Annotated in this window: 34 protein-coding genes; all 34 read right to left on the bottom strand. The window is 53.7% G+C overall.

The features are described 5' to 3' along the window. Positions 1–11: 11 nt before the first annotated feature. Complete coding sequence (locus B5G28_RS06545) at positions 12–983, bottom strand: hypothetical protein (RefSeq protein WP_087247077.1); 972 nt, start codon at positions 981–983, stop codon at positions 12–14. Between the two features lie 11 nt (positions 984–994). Continuing rightward, a complete protein-coding gene (locus B5G28_RS06540; protein ID WP_087247075.1) occupies positions 995–1,405 on the bottom strand; it encodes a hypothetical protein in 411 nt (136 codons plus the stop codon). A gap of 14 nt (positions 1,406–1,419) precedes the next feature. Continuing rightward, positions 1,420–2,106: a hypothetical protein gene (locus B5G28_RS06535; protein ID WP_242967494.1), complete on the bottom strand. Its 687-nt coding sequence runs from the start codon at positions 2,104–2,106 to the stop codon at positions 1,420–1,422. A 16-nt stretch (positions 2,107–2,122) separates the two neighbouring features. Then, complete coding sequence (locus tag B5G28_RS06530; protein ID WP_087247071.1) at positions 2,123–2,419, bottom strand: hypothetical protein; 297 nt, start codon at positions 2,417–2,419, stop codon at positions 2,123–2,125. Positions 2,420–2,437: 18 nt separating this feature from the next. Further along, positions 2,438–2,767, bottom strand: a complete 330-nt coding sequence (locus tag B5G28_RS06525; RefSeq protein ID WP_087247069.1) for a hypothetical protein — start codon at positions 2,765–2,767, stop codon at positions 2,438–2,440. After that, positions 2,757–3,200: an Imm51 family immunity protein gene (locus B5G28_RS06520; RefSeq protein ID WP_087247067.1), complete on the bottom strand. Its 444-nt coding sequence runs from the start codon at positions 3,198–3,200 to the stop codon at positions 2,757–2,759. Before B5G28_RS06520 ends, B5G28_RS06525 begins: the two co-directional genes overlap by 11 nt. Before the next feature lie 23 nt (positions 3,201–3,223). Beyond that, positions 3,224–3,682 carry a C-GCAxxG-C-C family protein gene (locus tag B5G28_RS06515; RefSeq protein ID WP_242967491.1) on the bottom strand — a complete coding sequence of 153 codons (459 nt, stop codon included), beginning with the start codon at positions 3,680–3,682 and terminating at the stop codon, positions 3,224–3,226. Next, positions 3,670–4,539, bottom strand: a complete 870-nt coding sequence (locus B5G28_RS06510) for an NADAR family protein (protein WP_087247065.1) — start codon at positions 4,537–4,539, stop codon at positions 3,670–3,672. Before B5G28_RS06510 ends, B5G28_RS06515 begins: the two co-directional genes overlap by 13 nt. 25 nt (positions 4,540–4,564) lie before the next feature. Continuing rightward, entirely contained in the window at positions 4,565–4,801 is a 237-nt protein-coding gene (locus B5G28_RS06505; protein WP_204228822.1) for a hypothetical protein, read from the bottom strand. An 86-nt stretch (positions 4,802–4,887) separates the two neighbouring features. After that, positions 4,888–5,538 carry a hypothetical protein gene (locus B5G28_RS06500; protein WP_144265492.1) on the bottom strand — a complete coding sequence of 217 codons (651 nt, stop codon included), beginning with the start codon at positions 5,536–5,538 and terminating at the stop codon, positions 4,888–4,890. Positions 5,539–5,581: 43 nt separating this feature from the next. Further along, positions 5,582–7,063 (bottom strand): hypothetical protein, encoded by a 1,482-nt coding sequence (locus B5G28_RS06495; RefSeq protein ID WP_087247059.1) that lies wholly within the window; start codon positions 7,061–7,063, stop codon positions 5,582–5,584. A gap of 84 nt (positions 7,064–7,147) precedes the next feature. Further along, complete coding sequence (locus B5G28_RS06490; RefSeq protein ID WP_087247057.1) at positions 7,148–7,717, bottom strand: hypothetical protein; 570 nt, start codon at positions 7,715–7,717, stop codon at positions 7,148–7,150. A 14-nt stretch (positions 7,718–7,731) separates the two neighbouring features. After that, positions 7,732–8,691 carry an NTF2 fold immunity protein gene (locus B5G28_RS06485; RefSeq protein WP_087247055.1) on the bottom strand — a complete coding sequence of 320 codons (960 nt, stop codon included), beginning with the start codon at positions 8,689–8,691 and terminating at the stop codon, positions 7,732–7,734. Between the two features lie 13 nt (positions 8,692–8,704). Further along, entirely contained in the window at positions 8,705–9,733 is a 1,029-nt protein-coding gene (locus B5G28_RS06480; RefSeq protein WP_087247053.1) for a hypothetical protein, read from the bottom strand. A 30-nt stretch (positions 9,734–9,763) separates the two neighbouring features. Then, a complete protein-coding gene (locus tag B5G28_RS06475; protein WP_242967499.1) occupies positions 9,764–10,528 on the bottom strand; it encodes a DUF4241 domain-containing protein in 765 nt (254 codons plus the stop codon). A 3-nt stretch (positions 10,529–10,531) separates the two neighbouring features. Further along, a complete protein-coding gene (locus B5G28_RS06470; protein WP_087247049.1) occupies positions 10,532–10,879 on the bottom strand; it encodes a hypothetical protein in 348 nt (115 codons plus the stop codon). 5 nt (positions 10,880–10,884) lie between these two features. Next, positions 10,885–11,211, bottom strand: coding sequence for a DUF5713 family protein (locus tag B5G28_RS06465; RefSeq protein WP_087247047.1), 327 nt, complete (start codon positions 11,209–11,211; stop codon positions 10,885–10,887). A gap of 14 nt (positions 11,212–11,225) precedes the next feature. Further along, entirely contained in the window at positions 11,226–12,227 is a 1,002-nt protein-coding gene (locus B5G28_RS06460) for a DKNYY domain-containing protein (RefSeq protein WP_087247045.1), read from the bottom strand. Next, entirely contained in the window at positions 12,224–12,778 is a 555-nt protein-coding gene (locus B5G28_RS06455) for an SUKH-3 domain-containing protein (RefSeq protein WP_087247043.1), read from the bottom strand. The genes B5G28_RS06460 and B5G28_RS06455 overlap by 4 nt, the downstream gene beginning before the upstream one ends. A 26-nt stretch (positions 12,779–12,804) precedes the next feature. Further along, complete coding sequence (locus B5G28_RS06450; RefSeq protein WP_087247041.1) at positions 12,805–13,440, bottom strand: hypothetical protein; 636 nt, start codon at positions 13,438–13,440, stop codon at positions 12,805–12,807. Between the two features lie 13 nt (positions 13,441–13,453). Beyond that, on the bottom strand, positions 13,454–14,293 hold the full coding sequence (locus B5G28_RS06445) for a DUF2262 domain-containing protein (protein ID WP_087247039.1): 840 nt from the start codon (positions 14,291–14,293) through the stop codon (positions 13,454–13,456). Between the two features lie 14 nt (positions 14,294–14,307). Next, a complete protein-coding gene (locus B5G28_RS06440; protein ID WP_087247037.1) occupies positions 14,308–14,898 on the bottom strand; it encodes a hypothetical protein in 591 nt (196 codons plus the stop codon). A 14-nt stretch (positions 14,899–14,912) separates the two neighbouring features. Further along, a complete protein-coding gene (locus B5G28_RS06435) occupies positions 14,913–15,533 on the bottom strand; it encodes a hypothetical protein (RefSeq protein ID WP_087247035.1) in 621 nt (206 codons plus the stop codon). Positions 15,534–15,537: 4 nt separating this feature from the next. Next, complete coding sequence (locus B5G28_RS06430; protein ID WP_087247033.1) at positions 15,538–16,617, bottom strand: ankyrin repeat domain-containing protein; 1,080 nt, start codon at positions 16,615–16,617, stop codon at positions 15,538–15,540. A 7-nt stretch (positions 16,618–16,624) separates the two neighbouring features. Beyond that, positions 16,625–16,969 (bottom strand): hypothetical protein, encoded by a 345-nt coding sequence (locus B5G28_RS06425; RefSeq protein WP_087247031.1) that lies wholly within the window; start codon positions 16,967–16,969, stop codon positions 16,625–16,627. A 37-nt stretch (positions 16,970–17,006) separates the two neighbouring features. Further along, positions 17,007–18,146, bottom strand: a complete 1,140-nt coding sequence (locus B5G28_RS06420) for a hypothetical protein (RefSeq protein WP_087247029.1) — start codon at positions 18,144–18,146, stop codon at positions 17,007–17,009. Between the two features lie 43 nt (positions 18,147–18,189). Then, on the bottom strand, positions 18,190–18,360 hold the full coding sequence (locus B5G28_RS14810) for a hypothetical protein (RefSeq protein WP_199648705.1): 171 nt from the start codon (positions 18,358–18,360) through the stop codon (positions 18,190–18,192). A 12-nt stretch (positions 18,361–18,372) separates the two neighbouring features. After that, positions 18,373–18,960 (bottom strand): hypothetical protein, encoded by a 588-nt coding sequence (locus B5G28_RS06415; RefSeq protein ID WP_087247027.1) that lies wholly within the window; start codon positions 18,958–18,960, stop codon positions 18,373–18,375. Further along, positions 18,951–19,331: a hypothetical protein gene (locus B5G28_RS06410; protein WP_087247025.1), complete on the bottom strand. Its 381-nt coding sequence runs from the start codon at positions 19,329–19,331 to the stop codon at positions 18,951–18,953. The genes B5G28_RS06415 and B5G28_RS06410 overlap by 10 nt, the downstream gene beginning before the upstream one ends. Continuing rightward, positions 19,328–19,540, bottom strand: coding sequence for a hypothetical protein (locus tag B5G28_RS06405; RefSeq protein ID WP_087247023.1), 213 nt, complete (start codon positions 19,538–19,540; stop codon positions 19,328–19,330). The genes B5G28_RS06410 and B5G28_RS06405 overlap by 4 nt, the downstream gene beginning before the upstream one ends. A 40-nt stretch (positions 19,541–19,580) precedes the next feature. Further along, a complete protein-coding gene (locus tag B5G28_RS15000; RefSeq protein WP_242967490.1) occupies positions 19,581–20,411 on the bottom strand; it encodes a hypothetical protein in 831 nt (276 codons plus the stop codon). A 13-nt stretch (positions 20,412–20,424) separates the two neighbouring features. Continuing rightward, positions 20,425–20,649: an Imm17 family immunity protein gene (locus tag B5G28_RS06395; RefSeq protein WP_087247021.1), complete on the bottom strand. Its 225-nt coding sequence runs from the start codon at positions 20,647–20,649 to the stop codon at positions 20,425–20,427. 18 nt (positions 20,650–20,667) lie between these two features. Continuing rightward, positions 20,668–21,510, bottom strand: coding sequence for a DUF2262 domain-containing protein (locus tag B5G28_RS06390; protein WP_087247019.1), 843 nt, complete (start codon positions 21,508–21,510; stop codon positions 20,668–20,670). Positions 21,511–21,520: 10 nt separating this feature from the next. Then, positions 21,521–22,903 (bottom strand): DUF6138 family protein, encoded by a 1,383-nt coding sequence (locus B5G28_RS06385; protein ID WP_087247017.1) that lies wholly within the window; start codon positions 22,901–22,903, stop codon positions 21,521–21,523. Positions 22,904–22,911: the final 8 nt, after the last annotated feature.

The raw sequence follows: 22,911 nt of genomic DNA, 5'->3' as shown, positions 1-22,911 counted from the left end.
CCTCCGCATTCTCAAATGAATTCCACCCGGATGATGGGCCGGTAGAAGTCATAGTCGCCGTTCAGTTCATCGTTCTCCTGCACCTCCGGCTTGCAGTGGGGGGAACAGGGCAGGAAACCGAGGAAGATTCCAAGTCCGCCGCAGATGCTGCGCCCGCCATCACCGCCGCAGGTGGTAAACTGCTCGGCCTTCAACACCTCCCGCATATAGGGGTCATAGGCGATGGACAGGCCGAAGAAGTTGGGCTCCTCCATATCGTAGGGTCGGTCCTCGTCCTCATCCATATCCTCGAACCAGTGCAGGTGCATGGAGTAGTCCATTCCATCTCCCCAGGGGAATAGGGTGCGGCACCCGCCGCCGCACAGATAGGCCCACTCGTCTGCCGTAGGTAGCGAGAGCCCCTGCTTTTCCAGCCCGGCAAGGAGGTCATCGTAGTCTGTGCGGTTATAGATACAGATCTGAAAGCCTTTTTCCGTCCGCTCAATGCGTGTTGACTGGTGCAAGGTAAGGCTGTCAAGGTCGCTCCAGGCAAACTCCCGGAACTGCTTCAGCCAGTCAGGATGGGCGGACAGTCTGGGATCGTCCATTGTGACCGTCTCCCAGCAGAGTTCTTCCAGCTTTCGGCCCACCAGCATGGGGCCAATGGCTGCCTGCCGAACGGGAGCCATGCTTTCCCGGATCATCTCCTCTGGGTCCTGTTCCATCTCCCATTCTTGGAACAGATAGTCCAGTTCCTCTCGGCTGTCTTGATCTAGCCCAACCGCGAACCGTTCCCAGCCCAGGGTGACGGTATCGCCGGGAACGAAAACATACTCCCGGCCATCTTTCTCAAATATACCGGTGGTGCAGCTCTGGCCCCAGCGGTCAAAGGTATGCAGGCCGAGAAAAGACATAGTATAACGAGCAGCAAGGCTTTCCATCAGCGCCTGCTTCTCGGTGGTTTCCATTTGATTGAATTGGGTGCGAAATAGTCTTTTGTTCATAGCAAGTCCTCCTACAGCCTATCCAGATTCTCCTGTAGATCGCCCTGCATCAAGTGTTGGGCAATGGCTTGGTTCAGTGCCTTATGGGAGTGATAGGCTGCCTGCTCTACATCGTGGAGGCACTCCGCCATCAATGCCTCTGGCGAAATGCCTTCCCGTTTGCCATAAAGATGGCCGAAGGCATAGCACACAGACTTTAGAAAGTCAAAAATGTAGTCGTGATTTCCGCGCATACTGGGCAGATCATTGAATGAGCCCATACCACCGTATGCCCGAAGATGATGGGCAACCTCCCGCCGCTGATTCCAGTCCTGAATGTCCCGCTCCAACCAGTCGATCCAGTTCTTGAATTCCGGATGGTCTGCCTGAAGGATTGAGCGCAGACAGATCAGAGCCTCAGTATAAATATCTGTCTGTTTCATCAGATTCCTCCCAACTATTTTCCGAAATGCTCCAGATATAAATCCCGCACAGAATAAGGGCCTACAAGGTTCGTTTCCTGCCGGCCATCCCAGGAATACACATGAATTTTGCCCTCGTCCCCAATGTACTGCTGCTCCTCAAAGGATGCAGGGAAGGGGCATCTTTCTACCATGCTCCAGTCGATCTTGGATTTCAGACCATCAAACTCCTCGCGCTTGAGCCTTTTAAAGTTAAACACCAATGCTGCTCCAATCCCATCGAACAGCAAGTCTGCGTATTCTCTGGGGGTGATGCTCTCGCTCACATTGGCGGCATCAACATTCACGTCCAGAACCTTGTTGCCGTAGTTTGTCCAGATTTTATCGGGGGAGAACCAGGTGGTGCGTTCCTCAGAGCCTGCAAAGTCCTCACGGGGATACCATCCGTTTGAGCTGTCCGGCTTGACGCCTTCCCGAAGCGTCCCGTTGTACGGGGAAAGCGGATAATACCGGTGCCGCACCGAATCAAATCGGCCAAAGGCAATTTTCAGCAGATACTTGTGCTTTTCGCTACGCATGAGCTTATGGGGCTTCACAATATGTTCTTCGATCAAACTCCAAATGTACTCATCCACACGGATGGATACACGGGGACGGCTGAATAGTGTGATTTTGTGGGTGTCTGTATCCACATTGAGCCAGACACGATTGATCTCAACCATTGTCATTCCTCGCTTTTCAAAACGCTCCGCTATAAAATCGGCTTTCCCAGATGGCCTCAAATTCCGCCTGCTCTATGATGCAGGCGTGGAATTCCTCGCCCCAGACATGGGCGTTCAATTCCTTCACGGTGGGGATTGGCGTGATCTCGATGGCACCGTCGTAAAGGTCGGGGATGTTGCGGGTGTGGCCGTCGGCAAAGATATCAATGGAGCGATGGGCCAGCCGCTCCTTTTCGGTATCCACTTCATAGAGGATGACTGATGGTTCACCCGCTGGTGCGCCCTCCCAAAAGAGCTTGATGTACTCAATCATATCGATGCCCTCATCGTATCATTTGAAATAGTAATACCAATTCCCGCCAAATTCCCGGTCACATTCCTCCTGTGAGGCAAAGGTGCAGTCCTTGATTCCCTCAATGGGGTAATGACGATTTATCAGCTGCTTTCTGTGATAGGAATTGATCTGTTCTGTCAGGCCGCTCTGCTGCGCCGTCTCTAATTGCGAGTCTGTGGCAAAGATGTAGGACACAAAGTAGTTGTCCGGCTGGATGTAGTAGCCAAACTCAATGGCCTGCTGGATGTCATCGAAGTGGTGTTTTACATCCTCCATGCAGGCTTCTATTACTTTTCGCCATGCAAACTCCTGATCTTTATTTCTCATGTTCCACCTCACCTATACCCAGATAAGTCCCCATCGTTTTTTCATTGTCACAGGCCGCCCGGATCATTTTGGACAGTAGCATCAAATCATCGATGTATTGGGAGTACACGCAGAACACATCTTCGTCGGAGTCGAAGTGAAACAGATCCTCACCGCTATTGTTTTCCTCGAACTCCCGGATCACGCCCCGAACCAGCCGCTCCCAGTCTTCGCTGCTGCCGGTCAGTCCCAGTCGGCGGAATTCCTCCATCCTGAATCCGTCGCTGATTTTTAGAAGAAGGGAGATCGCATAGGGGTGGTGGGGAATAAGAAAGAATGGCGCGATCTGCTCCGGCTTCACCCAGATTTTGAAGGGCGGGCGCGGATCAGGTATCCAGGGCAGCATCTCCCATTGGTCATCCCGTCTATTTCCGTATTGGCAAAAGTCTTTCATGCAATCCCTCTCTTTCCGGCATATCAGGAGCCCAGTTGGCCTCCGTTTGCCGGGCGGAAGAGCCTGCGGCCAGCCAGCAGTTCCTCCAGCTTTTTGGCCAGTTCCTGGACAATGGCGTGGCAGGGGCGTTTGTAGCCTGGTATTTCCAGACATTGCAGCCCGGCACACTGGAGAGTTTCATATTGGTTCAACATAAACAGGGTCAGCTCTGAGATAAGCTGGTATCCCTCCATATTGTCCACGTCGGTGTGGCCTTCCTTGGCAGTCTTTAGGCCGATGATTCCTACCGCCACCGTAAAAGCCCCGCAGCAGGACACTTCCGTCTGCATCCCGATGCCCATTACCGAGAACATCTTGCGGGTTTCCTCGGATAAATGCAGGCCATAGTATTCGTTGCAGGCTCGGAACATAGCTTCGGCACAGGTCAAGTCGGTGTCGATGTGGTAAAAGTTGACCAGTTCGTAGAGTTTCATGTTTCCCATACACTGCTCCAATCGCAAAGCATTTCGTTTTCTGTCACCCGGCGCAGCTCGTCCCGCACCTCCATCAGCGCAAAGCCCAGCAGGTTTTGTCCACGCCACTTCATGGGGTCCTGGGCCTCCGGCGAACTGGCCGCGAGGCGGATGCCCCAGATGGCATCGTAGGGGCTGGCCTCCACCAGCACACTATCTCCGGTGGAAAGGAGAAACTCCCGCAGTTCGCGGTTCTGGCTGAATTTGTGCCAGTTGCCAAACAGCACAATGGCGTACTTGAACTTGTCCCACACCTTCTGGTCAAAGCCCCGTACCCTACGGCCCAGGGCCTTGATCTGCTTGGGATCGCTACACGCCAGGATTTCCTTACGGATTTCCTCGTCGCCAAACAGCTGGGCTTTGCTTGCCATCATATACTGCTCCATGCAGAGGTAGGAGTCAGCCGTCGTATAGAAGTCCTCCATCCACCACTGGCTGAGGCAGCTTTTTGTCAGCTGGCCGTCTTCAGAAGGCTGATGCCCCCAGAACAGGCACAACTCTCGTGTTCTCCCAGCGGCAAACTCCTGCTGAAGCCACTGGCGGGTGTACTTGGGCCGGCCCCCCGGCTGCCACGCATCCACCAAGAAGTCACCATGCTCCAGCACCTCACTGCTGTCCTCGTCATCCCACCAGCCCTTCCAGGTCACCGGTTCAGGAAAGAGGGTGCGATATTCCGTCCGCTCCTCCGGGGAGAGGGTGTCCAGCCAATCGCCAAATCGGTCTATGTAATCTTCCCCATAGCCCATGCGCCAGCCAATGGAGTATCGCTCGATCTCCCGGTGGGCCAGCCAGGGGGGAGGCATGATTTTCTTATCTTGTAGTGCCATAGGGTTTGTCCTTTCCTGTTGACTATTATTGCAGTTCTTCTTTCACATTCAGTGGAACACCGTCCAGAGATGTGATTTGTGCCAACTCTGCTTTGGTCAGGTTTTTCAGGAAAATGCAGTATTCGTCCGGGTGGCCTCCCACAAACTCCATCTTGGCCATCTCAGTTTGCTGTGGATCAGTGATCCACAGGCAAGGGTCTCCTGTTGCCCAAAATCGGGTCAATGTAAGGACTTGACCATTGTAGAGAACTTTCTGTTCCATACCCATACCTCTTACCGCAATTGTCTCTTTTTCTGAGAACATTGTATCATTTTTAAAGTCCTATAAAGTTCCAGACAATGTGCATTTTAGTCTGGAATGGTGATTTCGCAGACCTGTGCCCCAAAGTCTTCCAAGAACAGTTGGACGTTTTCGAGGGAGTCAGGGGAGAAGCTGTCAGAGAGAATCGGAACACCGGTGGCCAATACGGCATCGTCTTGTCCAACCACAAAGGAAACCATGACTGGGGCAGCATTTTCATAGGTGTAGAGGTAGAGGGTGTTTTCATTCAGGCCATCGCAGACGAAGGTGTCCGAAACGGTGCAGATGCTGGCAGCGGCCAAGGTTTCTGCACCGTCCATGGCATTGATCTGGTTGGCTGCGGCACTCTGGATGGCGGCATAGATGCGCTTCTGCAAAGATTCAGAAAAGCCGGACAGATCGGTCTGGCCGGTAAGGCTGGTAACGGCCTGGTCGGAAAACTGGATTTCATAGACGGCTTTGGGCTGGGAGAAGTCCCCCTGGCCAGCGTTTGACAAAATTTCTCTCACAGCGGTATCGCCTGTAAAGAGGGAAACCCAGGCTTCGCTTTGGATTGCTTCGTTCATTTCAGATACCAGTGCAAGGCCCTGACTGTAAAGTTTCGAAGCAGGGGAGGAAGTGGTTTTGCTGTTACAGGCCCCCAAAAAGAGGAGAGCCGACAGAGATATCGCTGGAACAAGAATTTTAAGGTGTTTCATTTTCTGTACCTCCTAATAGCAGAACTCACATTTTATGGATGCATCAAAAATCACGAAGCTCATCAAATTTATCAATCAGGGCGTCTTCCTGGAACGTGTCGCCCGGCAGGGCATCCAGAATACTCCGCAGGGCCATATAAATCTCATCCCGCTCCTCGGTTTCGATGAAGCCCATCTTGTTGAAGGTCTGAGTGTAGGCTGCCACCGCGTCCAGAGCCTTGGCCTGGGCGTCCTCGCCCGGTTCCGCGGCCAGCTTCATCAGCTGGGAACGGGTCTTGCGATATTGGTTGGCTGCCTTTTTCGCAGCGGAGGCGGGGATATGCTCTGCGCCGTCCCAGCCTCGGAAGGGATTGTCCAGGTTTTGCGCCAGCCACTCCGGTTTCCGGGGCTTGGTGATCCGCAGGTCCATGCCCGGCTTCCTTTTCCAGAGCTGCTTTGCCGCTTTTGCTGCCGTCTCCGGCAGGCTGGTCATCCAGAACCAGCGAAGCTCCGGCATTTGCTCCGGGGTGGGGATGTCGTCCGCGCCGAAGCTGAACAGGTCGAAGGTGGAGAAATGCGTCAGTTCCTGGAATTCCCGCACAGAGCAGAAGTGCTCCAGATTTCCGGGGGCACCCCACAGCCGCAGTTCCTTCAGGTGGGGATGGACAGCAGCCAGCCCGGTCAGATCAAAGTCCTTCAGCTCGATGCCATGCAGCCCCCGTAGGTTCGGCAGTTCCGTGTGCGGGCGGTATTCCCCGATAAATTGGAGGGTCAAACCGCTGCCATCTTCGGGGGCATGGATTGCACAGGCGTCCGGCCCCTTGTTCTGGAACAGGAGCTGCTCCGTTCCCTCACCCAGCCACAGCTCCTCCAGCCCGGTCATATCCAGCATCAGCTTTCGGATGCTGGTGCCCCGCAGATCCAGTGTCCTCTGACCGTGGTTTAGCAAAGTCACTTCATCAATAAAGGGGTTTTCCCGCAAAAACTCCAGCAGATCCGGGTGCCACCGCTCACAGATAAGGGTGGAGAGGCAAGGCAGCGCCTTTAGCTCCAGGGCCGAATCGAATGGTGCGTACTGGTCCGTCACCCGATGGCTGCTGACCTTCAGCGGGATGCAGCCGATCTCCGTTTGTTCGTCACTGTCCATGGCCTCCTTGAAGGCCCGCCGCCGTTCCTCCGGGATAGCCTGCCACCGGATCTGGAGATACACATCATAGCCGTCACTCCAACCGCCGTAGGAGCGGCAGGGCTGGTCGGTGAAGGGCGGAAGTGTGCCCACCAGTTTATACTGGGGCGGGACCTCCAACGGCACCCGCAGCAGGTGGAGGTCACGGGACCAGTACATGAAGTCCTTGTAGAGCGGGCGGAGGTGGGGCAGTTCCTTCGCAGTCAGAGGGGCGTCACCTGTCCAGTCCAAGGAGAGGACCACCGCCCAGGGCTCCTTGCTCACCGTATCCGGCGGCGCAATATAGGCCACCTGGCAGGCGGTGTAGCGTTTCAGATATTGGTTATAGACTGTATAGACCTCTCCGGCGCTGGCTTTCATGGCGCCACGCTCCTCTCATCCGTTCTTTTCCAGATAGAATCCCCGTCACGGCTCCCTTTTCATCTTCGGTAGGGATAGATTTCTCTAATAAGCAGAGCTTGTAATTTCAAAGCTAAAATTCATATCTGCATTTATGGTGGCTTTTTTGCTTGTAACTGGTTGTATCACAAACTCAAATGTAGGTTCATAGTCCCCGTCCTGCAAGGTTTCTCCACCCAAAATCTCGATATCATACCACCCATTTGCGAGTTCAATCATCGGTTTCTTGTACACTCTATAATAAGAAATCAGATCGTTCACCTTTTCAGGCGTAAATTGTTCCAATATCGGCCATGTGAAAAGCATCAGCGTATTATGATCTACTTTGAGGGAATAACCACTTTTTCTAAGTTGCAATCGGTTTCCTTCTTTGCACAGCTCTGGTCTATCACCAGATAGATTGAACAATATGGTATAGGGATAGTTTTCAATACCGGTCATTGGGATTACAATTCCTTCGGCAAACACTCTGTCGCCGCTTTCGTTTGTCGTAAACTCCATCGCCAAATCGTCTGAAAGGTTATTTGCCTGCTTCCAGTCCTCCAGCAACAAAATATCACCAAGGAGAAAATAATTGACAAGATCGTTTAATACTTCCGTAAACCTATGTATCATCAATAATACCTCCCTTACAATCCTGTCCGCTGCCAGCCGTCCAGCCGCTCCTGCACCCCGTCGATCATCCAGCCCTCGCCCACGCGCTTCATGAGAAAGCGGCGGTCAAAGCCGGTGTTTTTCTCCCTGGTGTAGATGTAGAGCTTATTCCTGGTGATCTGCTCCGCATCAAGGAATTCTTCTCCGTCGTAGGTACCCTGGGCACTGTATGAGAGGCCCAGAGGCCGGTAGCCCGGACGGGGCTTTTCGCTCACATACTTCTCCCAGATCGCCAGCAGGCGGGGCACAGCCTCGGCATCTTCAAACCCGGCCTGCTCCATGTACTGCTCCCACTGCGTCATCTCGGCAAAGAAAGCGGACAGCACCCTGCGGCATTCCGCCGCTGCCTTCTCATCCAGCTGGACGGGCTTTTTGGCTTTCTCCCGCTGGAGCTGAGAAAAGCGTTCCATTTGCTCCTTGGTAAACTGCACATGGGCCACCGGGGTGATATAGTGGTTGCCTGCAATGGCCAGCAGGCCCTCGTATGTGATGGTGGTATCGTCGATCTGGATATGGGAGAGCTTGGGGATAGCGGCGGCCTGGAGCAGCCCGGCATCATCCAGCTCGGTGCGGTTGAGTGTCAGAAGGTCCAGCTTGCAGCCTTGCAGGGCGGCCAGGCCCCTGCCATGGATGGCGGCATTGCCGTCCAGCAGCAGATAGCGCAGCTTGGGCATGGCGGAAAAAACGGGAAAACAGGCGTCAGTGAGCGCGCCATCCTCCACGCCGAAGTTGGTCATGTTTTTGTGTCCGGCAAAAGGGGAGAGCAGGTCATCCGTCACCGGATAGCCTTTCACATGGAAGCCCACCAGGGTGTAACAGGCCAGCTGCTCCATGATCTCTGCGGTCAGCTCCGGAACTTCAAACTGCTTTTCTCCGTCTAAGGTCAGGACACCGTTTTCCCAATCCGCGGTCCGCGCTCGTTTCGGCCATTCCATCGTATTGTACCTCCTATTGCTCCCAGGTCATCTCGCAAAGAACCAGCTTGTCTTTCTCATCACTGAGAAATGCCCGGTTTCCCCATACATCCAGCACATGGAAGGAAGCGTATCCACGGGGCATGGCGAGGTCGATCAGCGCCAAATCCGAAAGACGCAGCACCTTTTGTTTACCCTTCCAGTCATCATTCTTAAAAATGGGAGATAGGATCAGGCAAGTCCTGTCACCGGAGAATTTTCCGCGCATCCCGTGTTTTCCGGGCAGGCGGCTTAAATTATCTTTGCCCCATAGTTTCTTTTTGAATAGTCCGTTTTCCTCCAGTTCCAGATACCAATAGTAGCCCATGAGGGAAAGACCCGCCGGATTGATAGTGCTGCTTTCCAAAAAGGCATAAAACTGTCCATCCTGTTCCAGTATGGAGCCAATCATAGGATAGTTGTAATGAAAGTCTGCCTTGGCAAAATTGCCGCCAGCTCGTTCTACCGCCGCCAAATGGGTCTGTCGGGTTCCTGCTTTGCTGTATACACAAGAGCCGATTTCTGCCCAGTGTGCAGTCATGGCTTCAAAGTCTACCGTCAGGGTGGTAAAGCTGTTGGTCGCATCAGCGTAGTTGTCCACTCGGCACACAATAGGGAAAACGCTATGGCTTCCGGTGACTGCCACCGGCTTGGGAATACCCTGGGCACACCAGTTATCCATGGGGATCGGAATCCACTCTCCATCCATCTGCGGCATCCACCAAAGGGATTTACTGGCTGGGCAAACCAACAGTATGCCTCTGTCGCATGAGAGCAAGACAGGAACTTCCCAAACATCTTGCGGCTCTTTCGGCTCCGGGCTGAGAATCCACCTGGAAACCTCGCCTTTGACCCACAAAACGCCGCTGCACTTTTGCGCGAGATGATAGGTCCAAAACACAATTTCATCCTCGCTGCGGGCTACCATACCTTTGCATCCAGTCGGGCTGTATTTGAAGGAAGTTCCCGTCAGTTCAAATTCATCAAACTGCCAGTTTTTCATCACGCTTAATTTGGCCTTCATACCTTTACCTCACTGCACTGCAAATCCGCCTTACGCCTGTTCCCGGTAGTTGGTTTCAATGTCGATGAACCACACATATACGGCGCAGACTTCGCCCGCTGCATCATAGCCGAAGTAGACCGGATAGTAGCCGTCGCCCCAGCCAGAGGCAAAGATGGGCAGGTTACAGTCCGTGTCCGGCACCATCCAGTTGAGCCAGTCGCCGTAACTCAATTGATATTTGGGGTGGGCTTTGGCGTTTTCCTCCAGAAGATCGCAGAACAGGTCGTTGTAGAAGTCGATGTCCGGGTCTTCCTCCAGACGTTTGTCCCAGTATATCTTGAGGGCCGCCTGGGTCTGGATGTCCGCAATACAGCCCATCCCGGTATCTACGCCAAAGCCAAAATAATCACCCTCGTCCAGTTCCTCGTCCAGATTCTCTTTGCCGGTCATGCCCAGCTCATAGCGGACAGACTTTTCTCTGCTGACCTCCACCTTGGCGCAGGCGTAGCGGTCGCCGTATTTTTTACTTGGCACCACGCAGATCTTTACCGGATAAGTCCCGACAGGGAGCGTCTGGATAAAGGGCGATGCGTCTTCCGGCTCCACCATCGGGTCGCAGGCGAAGATGGTTCCGGTAGGGAAGTGAACTGCCCCAATGTCCAACACATCCACGCCCATGGTCCCAATCACGTTTTCTGTAAAATAGGCGTTCAGGTCTGTCTTGCAGGCCAGTTTCTCCTTGATGGATTCATATTTGTTCAGCCATTCGGTTGTCGGCATACTCGTTTCCTCCTGTTGTTTCGGTTTGAGGATCGGTCAGCTCTCTACGATGCGAACCGGTTTTCCTCCAATTTTAATTTCCAGCTTTACGCCATAGTCCTCTGCCCATGCGGGGCACTTGCTGAGCAGGGCCAGGATGCGCTCATCCGGCTCCCGGCCAAGGGGCACGCGTAAAATCACGGACCAGCCCCCATATTCCCTTTGAAATTCCTCGCTCTGGGTGTGGTTCAGATAGCCCTCCATCTTGTCCAGCAGGGCCTTCTGCGTTTCCGGGGAGCCGTCAATAAAGCCATTGCAGACCAAAACCATGACCACTTCTCCTGTTTTGGTTTCTGCCAGAATGTCGATCTTATCCAGGTCGCCAAACATGTTTTCAATGGACATCGTTTTCACCAGTCCCTTTCCCGAATGGCCTCCTCCATATCAATGGGAATGCCAAACCACTTCAGAATGTAGTCTACAGTGACGCCAATGCAGTCCCGGGCCACCGTTTCAATCTCGCTGTCGTTCTCGTAAAATTCATCCTGGAGGTCATTGATGCCGCAGACTGCTTCGTCCAGCTTTTCCTGCACCACTTCGGTGTCGGTTTCGCCGGTCTCCAGCAGGTCGATGACTTTTTGGAGCTGGGCCTTTACCTTGTCCACCAGAAAAGTAGGGTAGTAATCGTCCTGATACATCTCGTCCAGCAGTTTGTAATTGGGGTCAAATGCTTTCATGGGGATAGCTCCTTTCATTTTTCCTGTATTGCTTGCAGCCTTTCCAGCCACAGCGGTTCTTCAATCATCTCATCGTTTTGGTAAAAATGTTCCTTGTCACGGGCCAGATGATCGGCAAGCGGAGGTGCGCCTGGCGGGGTACATACCGTAAAACTGTCCCGATCCGCCCCCTTAATCTCCCGATTGAGGTAGTACACCCGCCTGGTATCGCGGGAATACCAATGACTGAGCAATTCCCATGAGGGGAGATCTGCCTTGGGGAGCTGCTTACCGTAAGCATAGATTCGTTTCTCATCCCTGGCAAAATAGGTATCGCCCAACGAGCGGAAAGAGGAAACTGCCGCGCCCTTGATGATCTTCACCTTGCCGTCTCCGTTGTGGAAGTAGACCTGCCGGCTGTCCTTTGCATATCCCTGTGGCGCACCCGAATCGTTCTGGCCATTGTCTAATACCTGGAAGACTGCCAGCTCTGCATCTTGGATTCTCCCGCTGGTGGTGTAGACGGCTGTTTTATCCATCGCGTAGGCATAGTTTAGCACCCGAAACGATGCCGGGTCTGCTCCACGCAGGCGAATCCCGCCGAGAAAGCAGGCCGTAGAGGATTTGCCCCAGTAATGCCAGCAGCAGAAGTCTTTGGGCGAAACACCCTTCAGCAAGCCGTTTTCATATAGGCCAGAGAAATAAACGGCTCCATCTTGAAGAAAAAACTCATTGTCCACCGGCTCTGTGCTGGTGATCGGTTGCAGCAGTTCTTCGTGATGATCTGTTATACTCAGCTCGATTTCGTCGTCGCTATAAACTAAGTAGAGCCCATGAGGGGCCTTTCGATCGAAATGCAGTTCAATGTCATGATATTTGAGGATTAGAGGTTTCCCGTCGCTTCTCATGGTGGAAACGGCATCGGGATTCCCGAAGATTTCTATGACCTCATCCTGCGATATTCCGAATTTCAGCGGGGAAATGTCCCGCGGATTCTGCAATATTTGATTGCGCCAAATAGTAAAGTCCTGTTTCATAGTTTTCCATCCAGTGCTTCAACCGTTTTCATGGCAGCGGAATCAAATTTGCACTGCCGCAGATCCCGTTCGATCAGGGCAAACACATCCGGAAAGCACTCGATCTCATCCTGATACTCATATTTCGCATACAGTTTCCCGTACTCGGAGATCCAAACCTCCGCCGGGTAGTAGTAGCCGATATGACCGATAGGCTGGCATTTTTCACCGGCAGCCTGTTCGATCTCTGCCAGTTCACAGCCGGACATATCCCGAAAATAGGCCTCTTCCAAATGGTTTTTGATCCCATTGACCAGGTAAGGAAACAGAGCGAATTGGAAGTCAGCCGCCCAGTTCAGTTTTTTCTGCTCCAAGTACCACTCACAGCACAGGCCGAAATACTTGCGGTAAAACCGCTGGGTGGTCTTCATCATCGGGACGCCATGATCGGCGTAATACTTCTCCGCAATGGAGATGTCCACTTTTCGCCCTTCCTGCCATCCGGCGTACTCCATCAGCTGCCTGACCTTGCTTTTGAGATCGCCGGAGATGGGGATGCGTTCTTTGATCATTCGAATCCTCTCCTGTCGGCTGCCAATCAAAGTTCATTTGGATACCCTATCTTGTCCAGACCCGCCTTTATTTCTTCCCATTCATTGCGCTTCGGGTTCAATGCGACGACCAGTTCTTTTGTCACCGGAACCCCATCAGCAAGCTGGCGCACAGCCTCCAAAGGCAGATCGGCCGGATAAAACCACTTCCCGTACTCCACATAGCTCTGTGGATTGCCATCCATCGTGGAGAGCAGATCCTTGGAAGCGTCCTCGCCGTCCATGGGATTGGAGTGCCATGTGGTGCCATCTTCCGTCCAGACGCAGAAGGTGCTTTTCATCTTTTTGACTTCACGGCTGCCCATGAGCTTTTGCAACGCAGGGGGCATTCCATCCGTCAGGTCTTCGACACGGGGAAGTTTTTCCTCCCAGTCGTAGAGTTCGGAATCCACACCGTTGATTACACAGCCTTCCGGCGCAAACATGACGATCATGCTCTGGTCACTGCCATCAGTTGCAAAGAATGCCTCTTTGCCTTTTCGCCATGCGGGGTTGTATGTATAGTGGCGGATGAAGCTCCATTCCTCCTCCACCATGATGATGTCCAGAGCTGCCAAGCCTTTGCAGAAGTTTTTCAGGCGCTCCGCATTGGGCAGGCCAGATAAATCTTTTGTGGAAATCATTACGCTATCCTCCTTACCCCTCAATGTTGGCAGTTTTTAGGCCCTTTTTCAAGGAGCCGTAGACCGTCACCGCATGATCGGTGAACATCTCGTCGCAGTCAAACCAGGCGGTGAAGCTGCCGCCGGAGGTGACGGACAGGCCGGTCAGACTAATCCGCCGGACAAATTCCTCCTCGGTGATGGGGGCGGTTTCCGGATTGCGGGGATTTTCCTCATCCTGGGAGAGCCAGTTGTTGGCCGGCTCAGTCAGGTTCTTGGCTGCAAGCTCCCGCATGGCTTTGTCCCAGGTTTCACAGTCGGCCAGCAGCTTCTTGGCGGCGCTGCGGGCGCGGGTCCAGGAGGGCTTGCTTTCGGCATTGACCTCCAGAGAAAGGCTCACATCCTTTCCGCACCACTGGATTTCACCCTCAAAAGAACCGTAGTCCTTGTCCAGTGTCAGTTCTCCCAGCACCTGGTCCTGAATCACCACCGGCTTATGGTACTCGTCCAGGACGGCCCCGAGTTCCGGGCAGTCCTCATGGGCCTTGACTATCTCGGAGATACACCAGGGCCGCACCACCAAATCCTTTGCCCATTCTTCCTTCATCCGGCGGATTTTCAGGCGGCAGATCTGCTCTTTTTGAAAGCGGCCCCAGCCCTTTTCGCCATTGCGTTCCTCATTGGTAACCGGCCAGTCCAGCCGCTCCTCTTTGGTGCTGACCTTGCCGGTGTCACAGAACACCATGCCCAGCGTCACAACGGTCATTTCCCAAAAGTTGCCTTTCCAGTTGAATCCGCCCCCGATGCAGCGATTGATCAGGGCGACCACTTCCTGCTCCTCGGGCTTGTACATCTCATAGAATTCTTCAAACATCGGTGTGGCCTCCTTTACAGCAGTTTCAGCACCTCGGCAGCGGGCTTGGCAAACTCTGCCGGGACTTGCTCCAATACATCCTGGTAGGCTTTCACCGCTTGCCAGGAGTAGTAATAGAAGCTGTAGAACAGGTCATCGGGGAATACCTCGTCCTCCTCGTAGCGCATCTCATCTTCTTCCTCGTCGTACTCCTCCGACCACAGGTATTCTTCCTTCAACAGATCGGAGAAGTGGGGGAGAGGGGCTGCGTGGTTCATCTCGTCTCCATCGTGAAAGCACTGGAGGATGCAGGCAAAGAAGTCCAGCAGCTCCCCGGCCAGGAAATGGGCCGCAGGGTTCTGCCCACTGTCTGCGAGGGCCTTCTCCAGAATTCGGCACAGGAACACCATACCGAAGGGGGTAGCGTGCCACAGGGTACTCTGGTGCTCCATGTTGGTGGTGAGCTCATAGAGGGATTTTTTGACGGACGCCAAATCACACATCTGCTCCAGCACCATCAGGTGTGCGGGGAAATCTGTCCCCCGGCCATAGGCGGTGGTGAGCCGATGCCACGGGACATCCGTGACCTTGAGATGGGTGATATAGGTTCTGTTTTCTTCTGTCATGTTGCTGCCCTCCTTTATTCTGCTGTCTGGCTGCGGTACTCTTTCTCCAGAGCGGTGTACCACCGATTCAGCATGGTTTCCAGGCTGGTTTTCCCGCCTCGATCTGTAAAAACAAGGAACTTTTGCATCAGTCTGGGGAATAGATATTTGCCTGATTCTGTCAGATCCTGATTGAGATAGACCATCCGCAGGATACGGCCCTTTCGATCCAGAGGGTTCTTTTTCAGAAGTCCCTTTTCATAGCAGAAGCGCAGAAACACCACATTCTCGTCGTAAAAGTCTTCCACCACAGCCGCGCCGATGCTGGTGTAGGTGATGTCGTACACCAGACGGCTCCAGTCAAATTTCTCAGCATAGAGCAGTTTCAGAGCCTTTGACCAGTGTTCCTCCGGGATCACCAGCATCCTGTGCTGGGCGGTACTGGAGTAGCCTCGGTAGACTGGTTCCGGCTGTCCCAGCAGTTCACTCACACTGTCGGCGTAGACGAAGCACAGCTCCTCATCGAACAGGCCGCCGATGAAGTTGCCGTTGCAGTACAACATATAATTCTTGGACTTGGCCGGAGAATAAGAGAGGCTATATTCCTGCGAGTCCAGGCTTTTATGTACCTTGTTCAGAAAATCTATTGATGTCATGGCTTTACTCCTCAAACTCGCCCTCGATCATCCCGTTCAGATACCGGCCGGGATCTGCGATGAAGTCATCCCATTTGGCCAGAGGGTGGAATTCCTCATGCTCGATGTCCAGATACCACAGCTTTTTATCCCTGGGGTTCCACAGCAGCAGATAGTCGCTGTAGTTGTCCATCTGCACCATGAGGGAGAGCAGCTTCTTCCGTTTCCAGGTCATCTCCTGCACATCCATGAAGGAGTAGAGCTCCGCCCACTTCACCCATTCCTGATCCGGGAACTCCAGCCGCAGGGGGCCGGTCTTTAAGTATTCCACCAGCTTTGCGGGCAGCTTGTAAGGCATGAGCTGCCGGATCTTTTCCTGCTCGTTGTGCCATTCCACCGGTTCCAGGGCCTTCAGGTAGTCGGCCAGCTCCTGATTCTTGTTTTGAACTGCCACACTGTAGGGACGGTCACCGTATTTGTCAACAAGGGTGATATCCGCTCCCTGTTCCACCAGCCAGCGCACCATGGAGAAATTGTTGGAGCGGGCGGCCTCGGTGACAGGGGTGGAGGCGTAAGGGAACACCATGTCCGGCTTGTGGTAATTGATATCCGCCCCTTTTTCCAGCAGCAGTTTGGCAAGCTCGGCCTGTCCATCGGACACCGCCGCCCGGAATGCCTCGCCGCCAAACTTGTCCACAGTGATCCCGGCCTGCTCCAGCACCTGGATATTCTCCGGGCGCTTGCCCCAGCGCACTTCCTGGAAGGCCCGCTCTTTTTGCTTCGGGCTGAGTTTTGCGGCCTGTCCAGCAAAGAGGGAGACAACCTCCGGCCCGCAGCAGCGGGCGGCGGTGAGCAGCAGGGGCTGTTCCTCTGCCAGACCGGGATCAGCTCCATGCTCCAGCAGGAAGTGGATCATGGGCACATCATTCCGAAAAACCGCGATCTCCAATGGCATCAGCTTGATGTATTCGCTGAGCTGGATGGGAACATCCAGATCCAGACCGCCTTGGAGCAGCGCCTCCAGCTTGGGCGTGTCATGGTCACAGATGGCGGCAGCCGTTTCCGGGAGGGTCTCCCAGCGGCCAATATATGCAATTTGGTACATAAGGCACCTACTTTCGTTGTGGCTTTACTTTATATGGTATCGTCCGGCCCAGCACCCGGCCCTTACCAACGACATTGGCTCCTTCATAGATCAAAAATTCCGCATTGTTTTCCAGCGGGCCGTAGTCCACAGTGTCCGGGTAAAGGGGCTGAACATTACCCAAAGCCGTTTCATCAAATGCACAACGCTCCGTTCCATCCAGGAAGCACACCCCCAGATATTCAGTGGTTCCTGTGACAACAAAATGGGGACTATACTTTCCACTGACCAGGCTGGGGGGAGCCTTTCTCTTGCCGCCCCAGAAGATGACCTCCACATGGAGCACCGCCCGGTTTTCATCTGTCCCAATCATGCTGTATCACTCCTTTGGCCAGTCCCTCTATTCTCGCTTAATCGACAAACCGCTCGGCGGCATCCTGGTAAACAGTGATGCTTTTGGCCACCTTCTTTTTCTGGCTTCGAATGTGGAAGTAGTCCCGCAGAATGCGCTTCAGTTCCGGGTTTTCCACCTTGCGGGGCAGCAGGCTGATGAACATTTCGTCGTAGTTTCCATACAGAACACCGCCCCGGTTGTAGGTCTGCCATGTCACCGTAGGCTTGCGGCTCTCCGGGTCCTTGGCCAGATCAAAGAGCCATCGCTCATCCAGATCCACATAGCGTTCAATCATAAACCTTGTGTCATAGGTTCCATAGCTATAATCCCCCCAGAAAATCAGAGCAATCATTCCATCCGGGCCCAGGCGTTCATAGGTCCAGCCTTCCGGATAACAGCGGTAATGGAGCATTCCCAGCGCATGGAACAAATAGGCTTTTTGCGGCGTATCCAGAAGGGGCGAATAGGTCTCGTACACCTGCTCCTTGGACTGGGTGAGGATCGCCTTCATAAAGACTGGCATCAGCCAGCTGCCGCCGTAGCGTTCATTCAGCTCATCAGCCAATGCTTGCAGCCGCTCCTCCGAGTTGCGGATCAGGGAGGCGGTCAGCATCACGGCGGGAATTTTCTCTTTTTCCTTTGGTGTGGCATCCCAAATGCGAAGCCCGTCCGTAATCCACCAGGAGGTGCAGTCATCATTGGAATAAACAGGCGCGCGTTTCAGCTGGGCGATCCGCTGGGTGTTCTCCGCCAGGAAGCGGTAGACCTCCAGCATTTTGGGCGAGGCTTTCCCCAGCATCAAATGGAAACAGAAGTTCAGCTGTTCGATTTCCAGCGGCTTTGTGTCCCCCTCGTCCAGCAGCTGGGAGAGAGTCTTTAGAATAACTGGGGCAATCTGCTCCGATACACAGTCGGAACAGGCATCCGACATGATATTGCTGCCCATCCATTTGCCCTTGACCAGCTTGGCCCACAGTGGGGCAGCAGGGGCATACTCCAGCTGCGCCAAAGCCTTTTGAGCAGCCGTTTTGCATTTGCCCTTTTCTGTATTCACAAGCTGGAAAAGCAGTTCGCCGTTTGCTTCATCCTTGCCCAGCTCCAAAATGGCCTGTTCTCGCTTTACGCCCTTGGGGGGCAGTTGTTCTAACCTCATCATCTATATTTATAGCCCTTCCTTTTTTGATTGTCTTGTATATCAATTACTCTTTATTTTTGTATGCTCTATATCCGCCAATGCACACAATCGCAAACAACATCGGTACTGCTGCATAACCTGCATTTGCTGTTCCGTTTGATAGGAATACATAGAACGCACCAGCAAAGGTCAGGATTGTTAAGAGGATAGAAAGTACAAGCAATAACTTTTTCATAGCAATGATCTCCTATCCCACAATGGTGGTTTCCTTGACGGCCAGATTGTCGTAATCCATGGCGATCAACTTTCCGGCGGCCTCTGAGGTACACATGAACCAGGTGCTCACACCCCAGGCGTCCATCCTTGTTACGGTGAAAAAGTCGGTTTGGGCAGGTGTGGGGCTTCTTGCATCAATAGTATGGTCGGCGTAGAGATACACCAAATCTACCTCACGCTCCGGCAGCCACTTGGCCCGGCGCGCACGCGGTTTACCATTTTTCAGAGTCTTTTCTCTGGGGTTCTCAAACCACGCCAGTTCCTTGATCTTCAGACCGGTGAAGGTATCCATGAGCCGCTGGGCAATCTCCCGGTGGGTAAATACTCCGCAGTCCCAGGAGCCCATCAGCCATGTCTTTATAAAGTCGCCCACCTTGCTGCCAGGAGCAGGCGGCCCGTAGACGCTCTCATCCGCCCACATGACCTCTATCTTTTCACATTGATCTGGCCGAGGACAGGACTGCTTGTTGCCATAGCGGTACATGATATTTACATAGCCATAGTCTTCGCCGGTTCGATCGTGACCCACGGCTTCTACTTTATAGGCAGTTATGGACATTGCAGTTCCACCTCCTGAGCCAATACAAATCCACACAGCCCAAGGGAGGAGTCGATGACAAACACCCGGATGTGCTCCCGCAGTTCCTCGATGTTGCAGCAAGCGGGAAAGCCGTAAGAGATGGTCCCGCCCAGCAGGTCTTTGTACTGTTCAAAAAAACCGTCCAGGGTGATTTCGTCCATGCCAAAGAGGATGTTATCCTGAACCACATTTTCAAACCAGTGGGCCAACAGGCCGGTGAAGTGAACGGATACTTTCTCTCCGGTCTCGGTCTGGGTATCCATGTGCAGGGTGTGGGCTTCAAAGTCAGCGCAGTAGCGGAGGACTTTGTTGTCGTGCAGATTTTCAAAGGATTGAATCAGCGTACTCACAGGGATTCCTCCTCATCCATGAGATGTTCCTGGACCTCTTTGGGCAGATCGTTCCATAAAATGTCGTATGTAAAATCTCGAATCTCCGGGTACCACTCCCGGGCGGTCTTTTCCGCTGTCTCCCGATCTAGGTAGTGCATCTCTTGGTGGAAAAACCAGTTGAGCTTTTCCATCAGCCGATAGAGGCGGATCTGTTCTTCTTGGGTCATGGGACACCTCCTCGGATTAGCAAAGGATAGATAGCTGTACTTACGCCAGCTCTGCGTCCAATATCTGGACTGGTTTTCCTTTCTCGTTCACATAGTAAAGGGCGATATAGTCAATGCCGTCCCGCTTGACCTGTTCCCAAGGCATACGCTCGCCGTTGATCAATTCCACAGTATCCGTCTCATCTGGTTCGAAGTCTTCTTTTTCGTCCTCGTAGTCCACGCTGTACCCCAGCTCCAGCACCAACTTGGAGGCGGGGATTTCATACCGCTTGAGGAGACGGCGTTCCAGTTCGGATGGATCATGTTCATTGCAGAACATATTGTCGTAGCCATGCCGTCCACCATCAAAGATGACGAACTCCTCGCCGCTCTCTGGGTCGCGGGCTGCCACCAATCCGGGAGCATCATCGCTGTCTACAATATAGGATTGGGGTTCTCCTTTCAACGTGAGCAAATCTCCGTAATACCAAACCTCCAGCAGTTCATTGCCAGTGGTAGAACACAATGTCACGGTGGGCAGGCGTTTTTGCGTCCACTCTTTCACATGGCCGGTGAGCCAGGTGGGATAACGGGGAGAGGGCGGGGATGTGACTTCTTTCGAAGATACGCCGTGTGTGCGGTTCCACGGCTCCATATCTAAACTGACTGTCCAGTCGCCGTCTATATATTTCATTTTGGAATTGGCCTTGATGTAGTCCTCTCCCCAGAGGGCTACATCCGCCTTGCTGTACCAGGTCTTCATGGTGATACCGTCGCCTCTTAGGATCTCGCAGCAAATATGCTCCTCCGGCTTTGCGTTCCGCAGTTTGAGCATACACAAAATTTCCGTATCTTCTGGGGTGATCTCCCGGAATGTAAATTTGAATGACATTTTGTTGTCCCCCTTACAGTACCCAGGACATGATGCTGGTCACAATCAGCACGATTCCCAGTAGGAAGAAGATCACCCGCCTGGAGCCGCGGCCATAGCGGTGAGAGTCCGGCTTACCGGTGGGGTCGCAGAGCCAGTTCCAGTTCAAAATGACTCCGATCAGAATCACCACGCCAATGGCTAGGGTGATAAAGTTCCAATGCTCCTGTAAAAAGGCAGTAATCTGCTCGCTGTTCATTTAGGTGTCCTCCTCTCTTTACCCCTGGATATACGCGTCAACAGCCCCTTTTTTCAGGGTGCCGTCCACTGTGATAACATGGCCCCAGAACAGATCGTCGTCCTCAAACCATGCAGTAAAGCGCCCGCCAGGAGAAACAGAAAAGTCTGTGAGGACGATGCGGCGGGCAAATTCCTCCTCGGTGATGGGGTCTTTCTCCGGGTCCCGGTCGGTCTGGTCATTGTCCGCCAGCCATTCGTTGGCTCGCACCGTGAGTTTCTGGGCCGCCATGGTTCGCAGGGCCTTGTCCCAGGTCTCCTGGTCGGCCAGCAGCTTCTTCATCACGTTGACGGCGCGGGTCCAGGAGGATTTCTTTTCCATATCTACGTCCAGCGAAATGCGGACTTCGCTCCCCATCCACGGACAGGTCCCATCGAATGTGCTCAATTCACGGTCCAGAGTGAGGGTCCCCAGCACTTCATCTTTCAGAAGGATAGGTTTTATATACTCCGCCCAGATCGCTTCCAGAGCAGGGCAGGGGACATTTTCCTCCAGCACCGCCGTAACATACCACTGAGGTTCGTAGAGGGCATCACCTTTCCAGCCGCGGGCTTTGATCCGGTAGATCTGGCCCTTGGCAAAACGATTGGTGTATGCGCCTGACTCCCGTTCCTGGTCAGTGAGGGGCCAGCTCAGGTAGCAGTGTTCGGAAACCACCTGGCCGGTCATGGCATCTGCCATAGCCAGGGCTTGGGTATGCGCCGTCCAGAAGGTATCCAGAAAAGTTTTGTCAGCGCTGGTGCCGCTTTGGATCAGCACCAGCTTTTCCTCGTCCTCCGGGGCATACAGGGCGATAAAGTCCTTTGCCGTTCTCTTTTTCATGGCGTTCTCCTTACGCAAATACTTGCTGGTATTTCTCTTTCAGCTCTTTCGGCGCCGACTTGATGACTTTGCCGCCGCCGTTTTCGGAGGCTTGCCCCCAGATGGTCCAGAGCACCTCCTGCCACAGGTAGTCCCTGGCCCGCAGGTCATGCGCTCCTTCTTCGGGCAGATAGTCCTCCAGATGCGCCTTGATCTCCAGCAAAGCGTCCAGGCTCTCCTCATTGGCAATCAGGGTGCGGAACTCCTTTGCGGGCTTCAGATTCTGCATGGACTGGACACCGTGGACCAGCACCGGCAGGGACTGGGCGGTAAAGCCATATTTTTTGAAAAATGCGTGGATGAACTTTTCTTGGAGCGAAGAGTGCTCGTCGTCACAGCAGTCCAGGTAATCGCACACCAGCCGCCACCACTTCGGCCCTTCCAGCCCCAAGGCAAACACGGCAAAGGTGCCAGGCATGGCACAGGCTTGATCCGCGAGGTTTTGATACCACTCATCCTCCCGCATGGCCAGCCCAGCATAATTCTCCATTCGGACATGGAGGCGGGGGTATCGCACCGCACAGGCGAACAACTGGTTGATGCCCTTCCTAGGCAGGCCGGGAATGGGCAGGTAGATCTTCTCGGGCCCCCTGAACTCGATGGAATAGCTGCGGGGAAACTCCGGCTGCTCCAAAATCTCAATCAGATAGGTGAGAGCTTCCTCACAAGCCCCCTCGCCGCAGTCTCTGGCGGTGATACGGATGGTGGCAAAGGCGTCATTGGCCGAGGCGGTCAGGTGCTTGGTCTTTCTCTTTTGGATGGAGGGCGGCAGCTTGCCGCTGCCATGGATTTTCAGTTCCTTTACCATGGCGGGGCGGAGCTGGGAAACTAGCCCCAGGATGTGTTCGGTGGTGATGGAGTCGTAGCTGGCCCCATACACCGTATGGCAGACGGCCACATAACAGGCAAAGTGCAGCAGGCCGTCATCTGCCTCTTCCGGCCGCAGCTCCGGCCGCACAGTACAGGGTGGATAAGGCGAAAAGTAGTCCTCTTTCTCTCCAGCCTCGAAATACCTCTCCTGCACCTGCTTTTTGATATAGTGCTCCAGTGTGTAATCAATCTCTTTCCAGCCCGCCAGCCGCCGCAGAGAATCGCAGAAGGCGACCGCTTCCTCGTAGGGAAATCCCTTTAAAGGAAGGTTGGACAAATACCGTTCCAGCAGCTGACTGGGTAGAAAAGGTGTTCCTTTGTGATTCTGCACCACGCTGGGAAAGCCAGCGTGATTTTCACGAGCGGTGCCGTTCAGGATATCCTGGATGCAGAGATCGGCCTCTGCCAGCACCTCTGGGGAGGTGTCCGGCTTGTGGATCAGATAGTAGCGGTCATGCACGCCGTCACGCTGGGGCAAACTCATGGCGCGAT

This window comes from Faecalibacterium sp. An77, assembly GCF_002161315.1.
Classification (GTDB): Bacteria; Bacillota; Clostridia; order Oscillospirales; family Ruminococcaceae; genus Faecalibacterium.
Note: the sequence above shows the minus strand (reverse complement) of the source record. Positions and strands in the feature narration are given on the sequence as shown.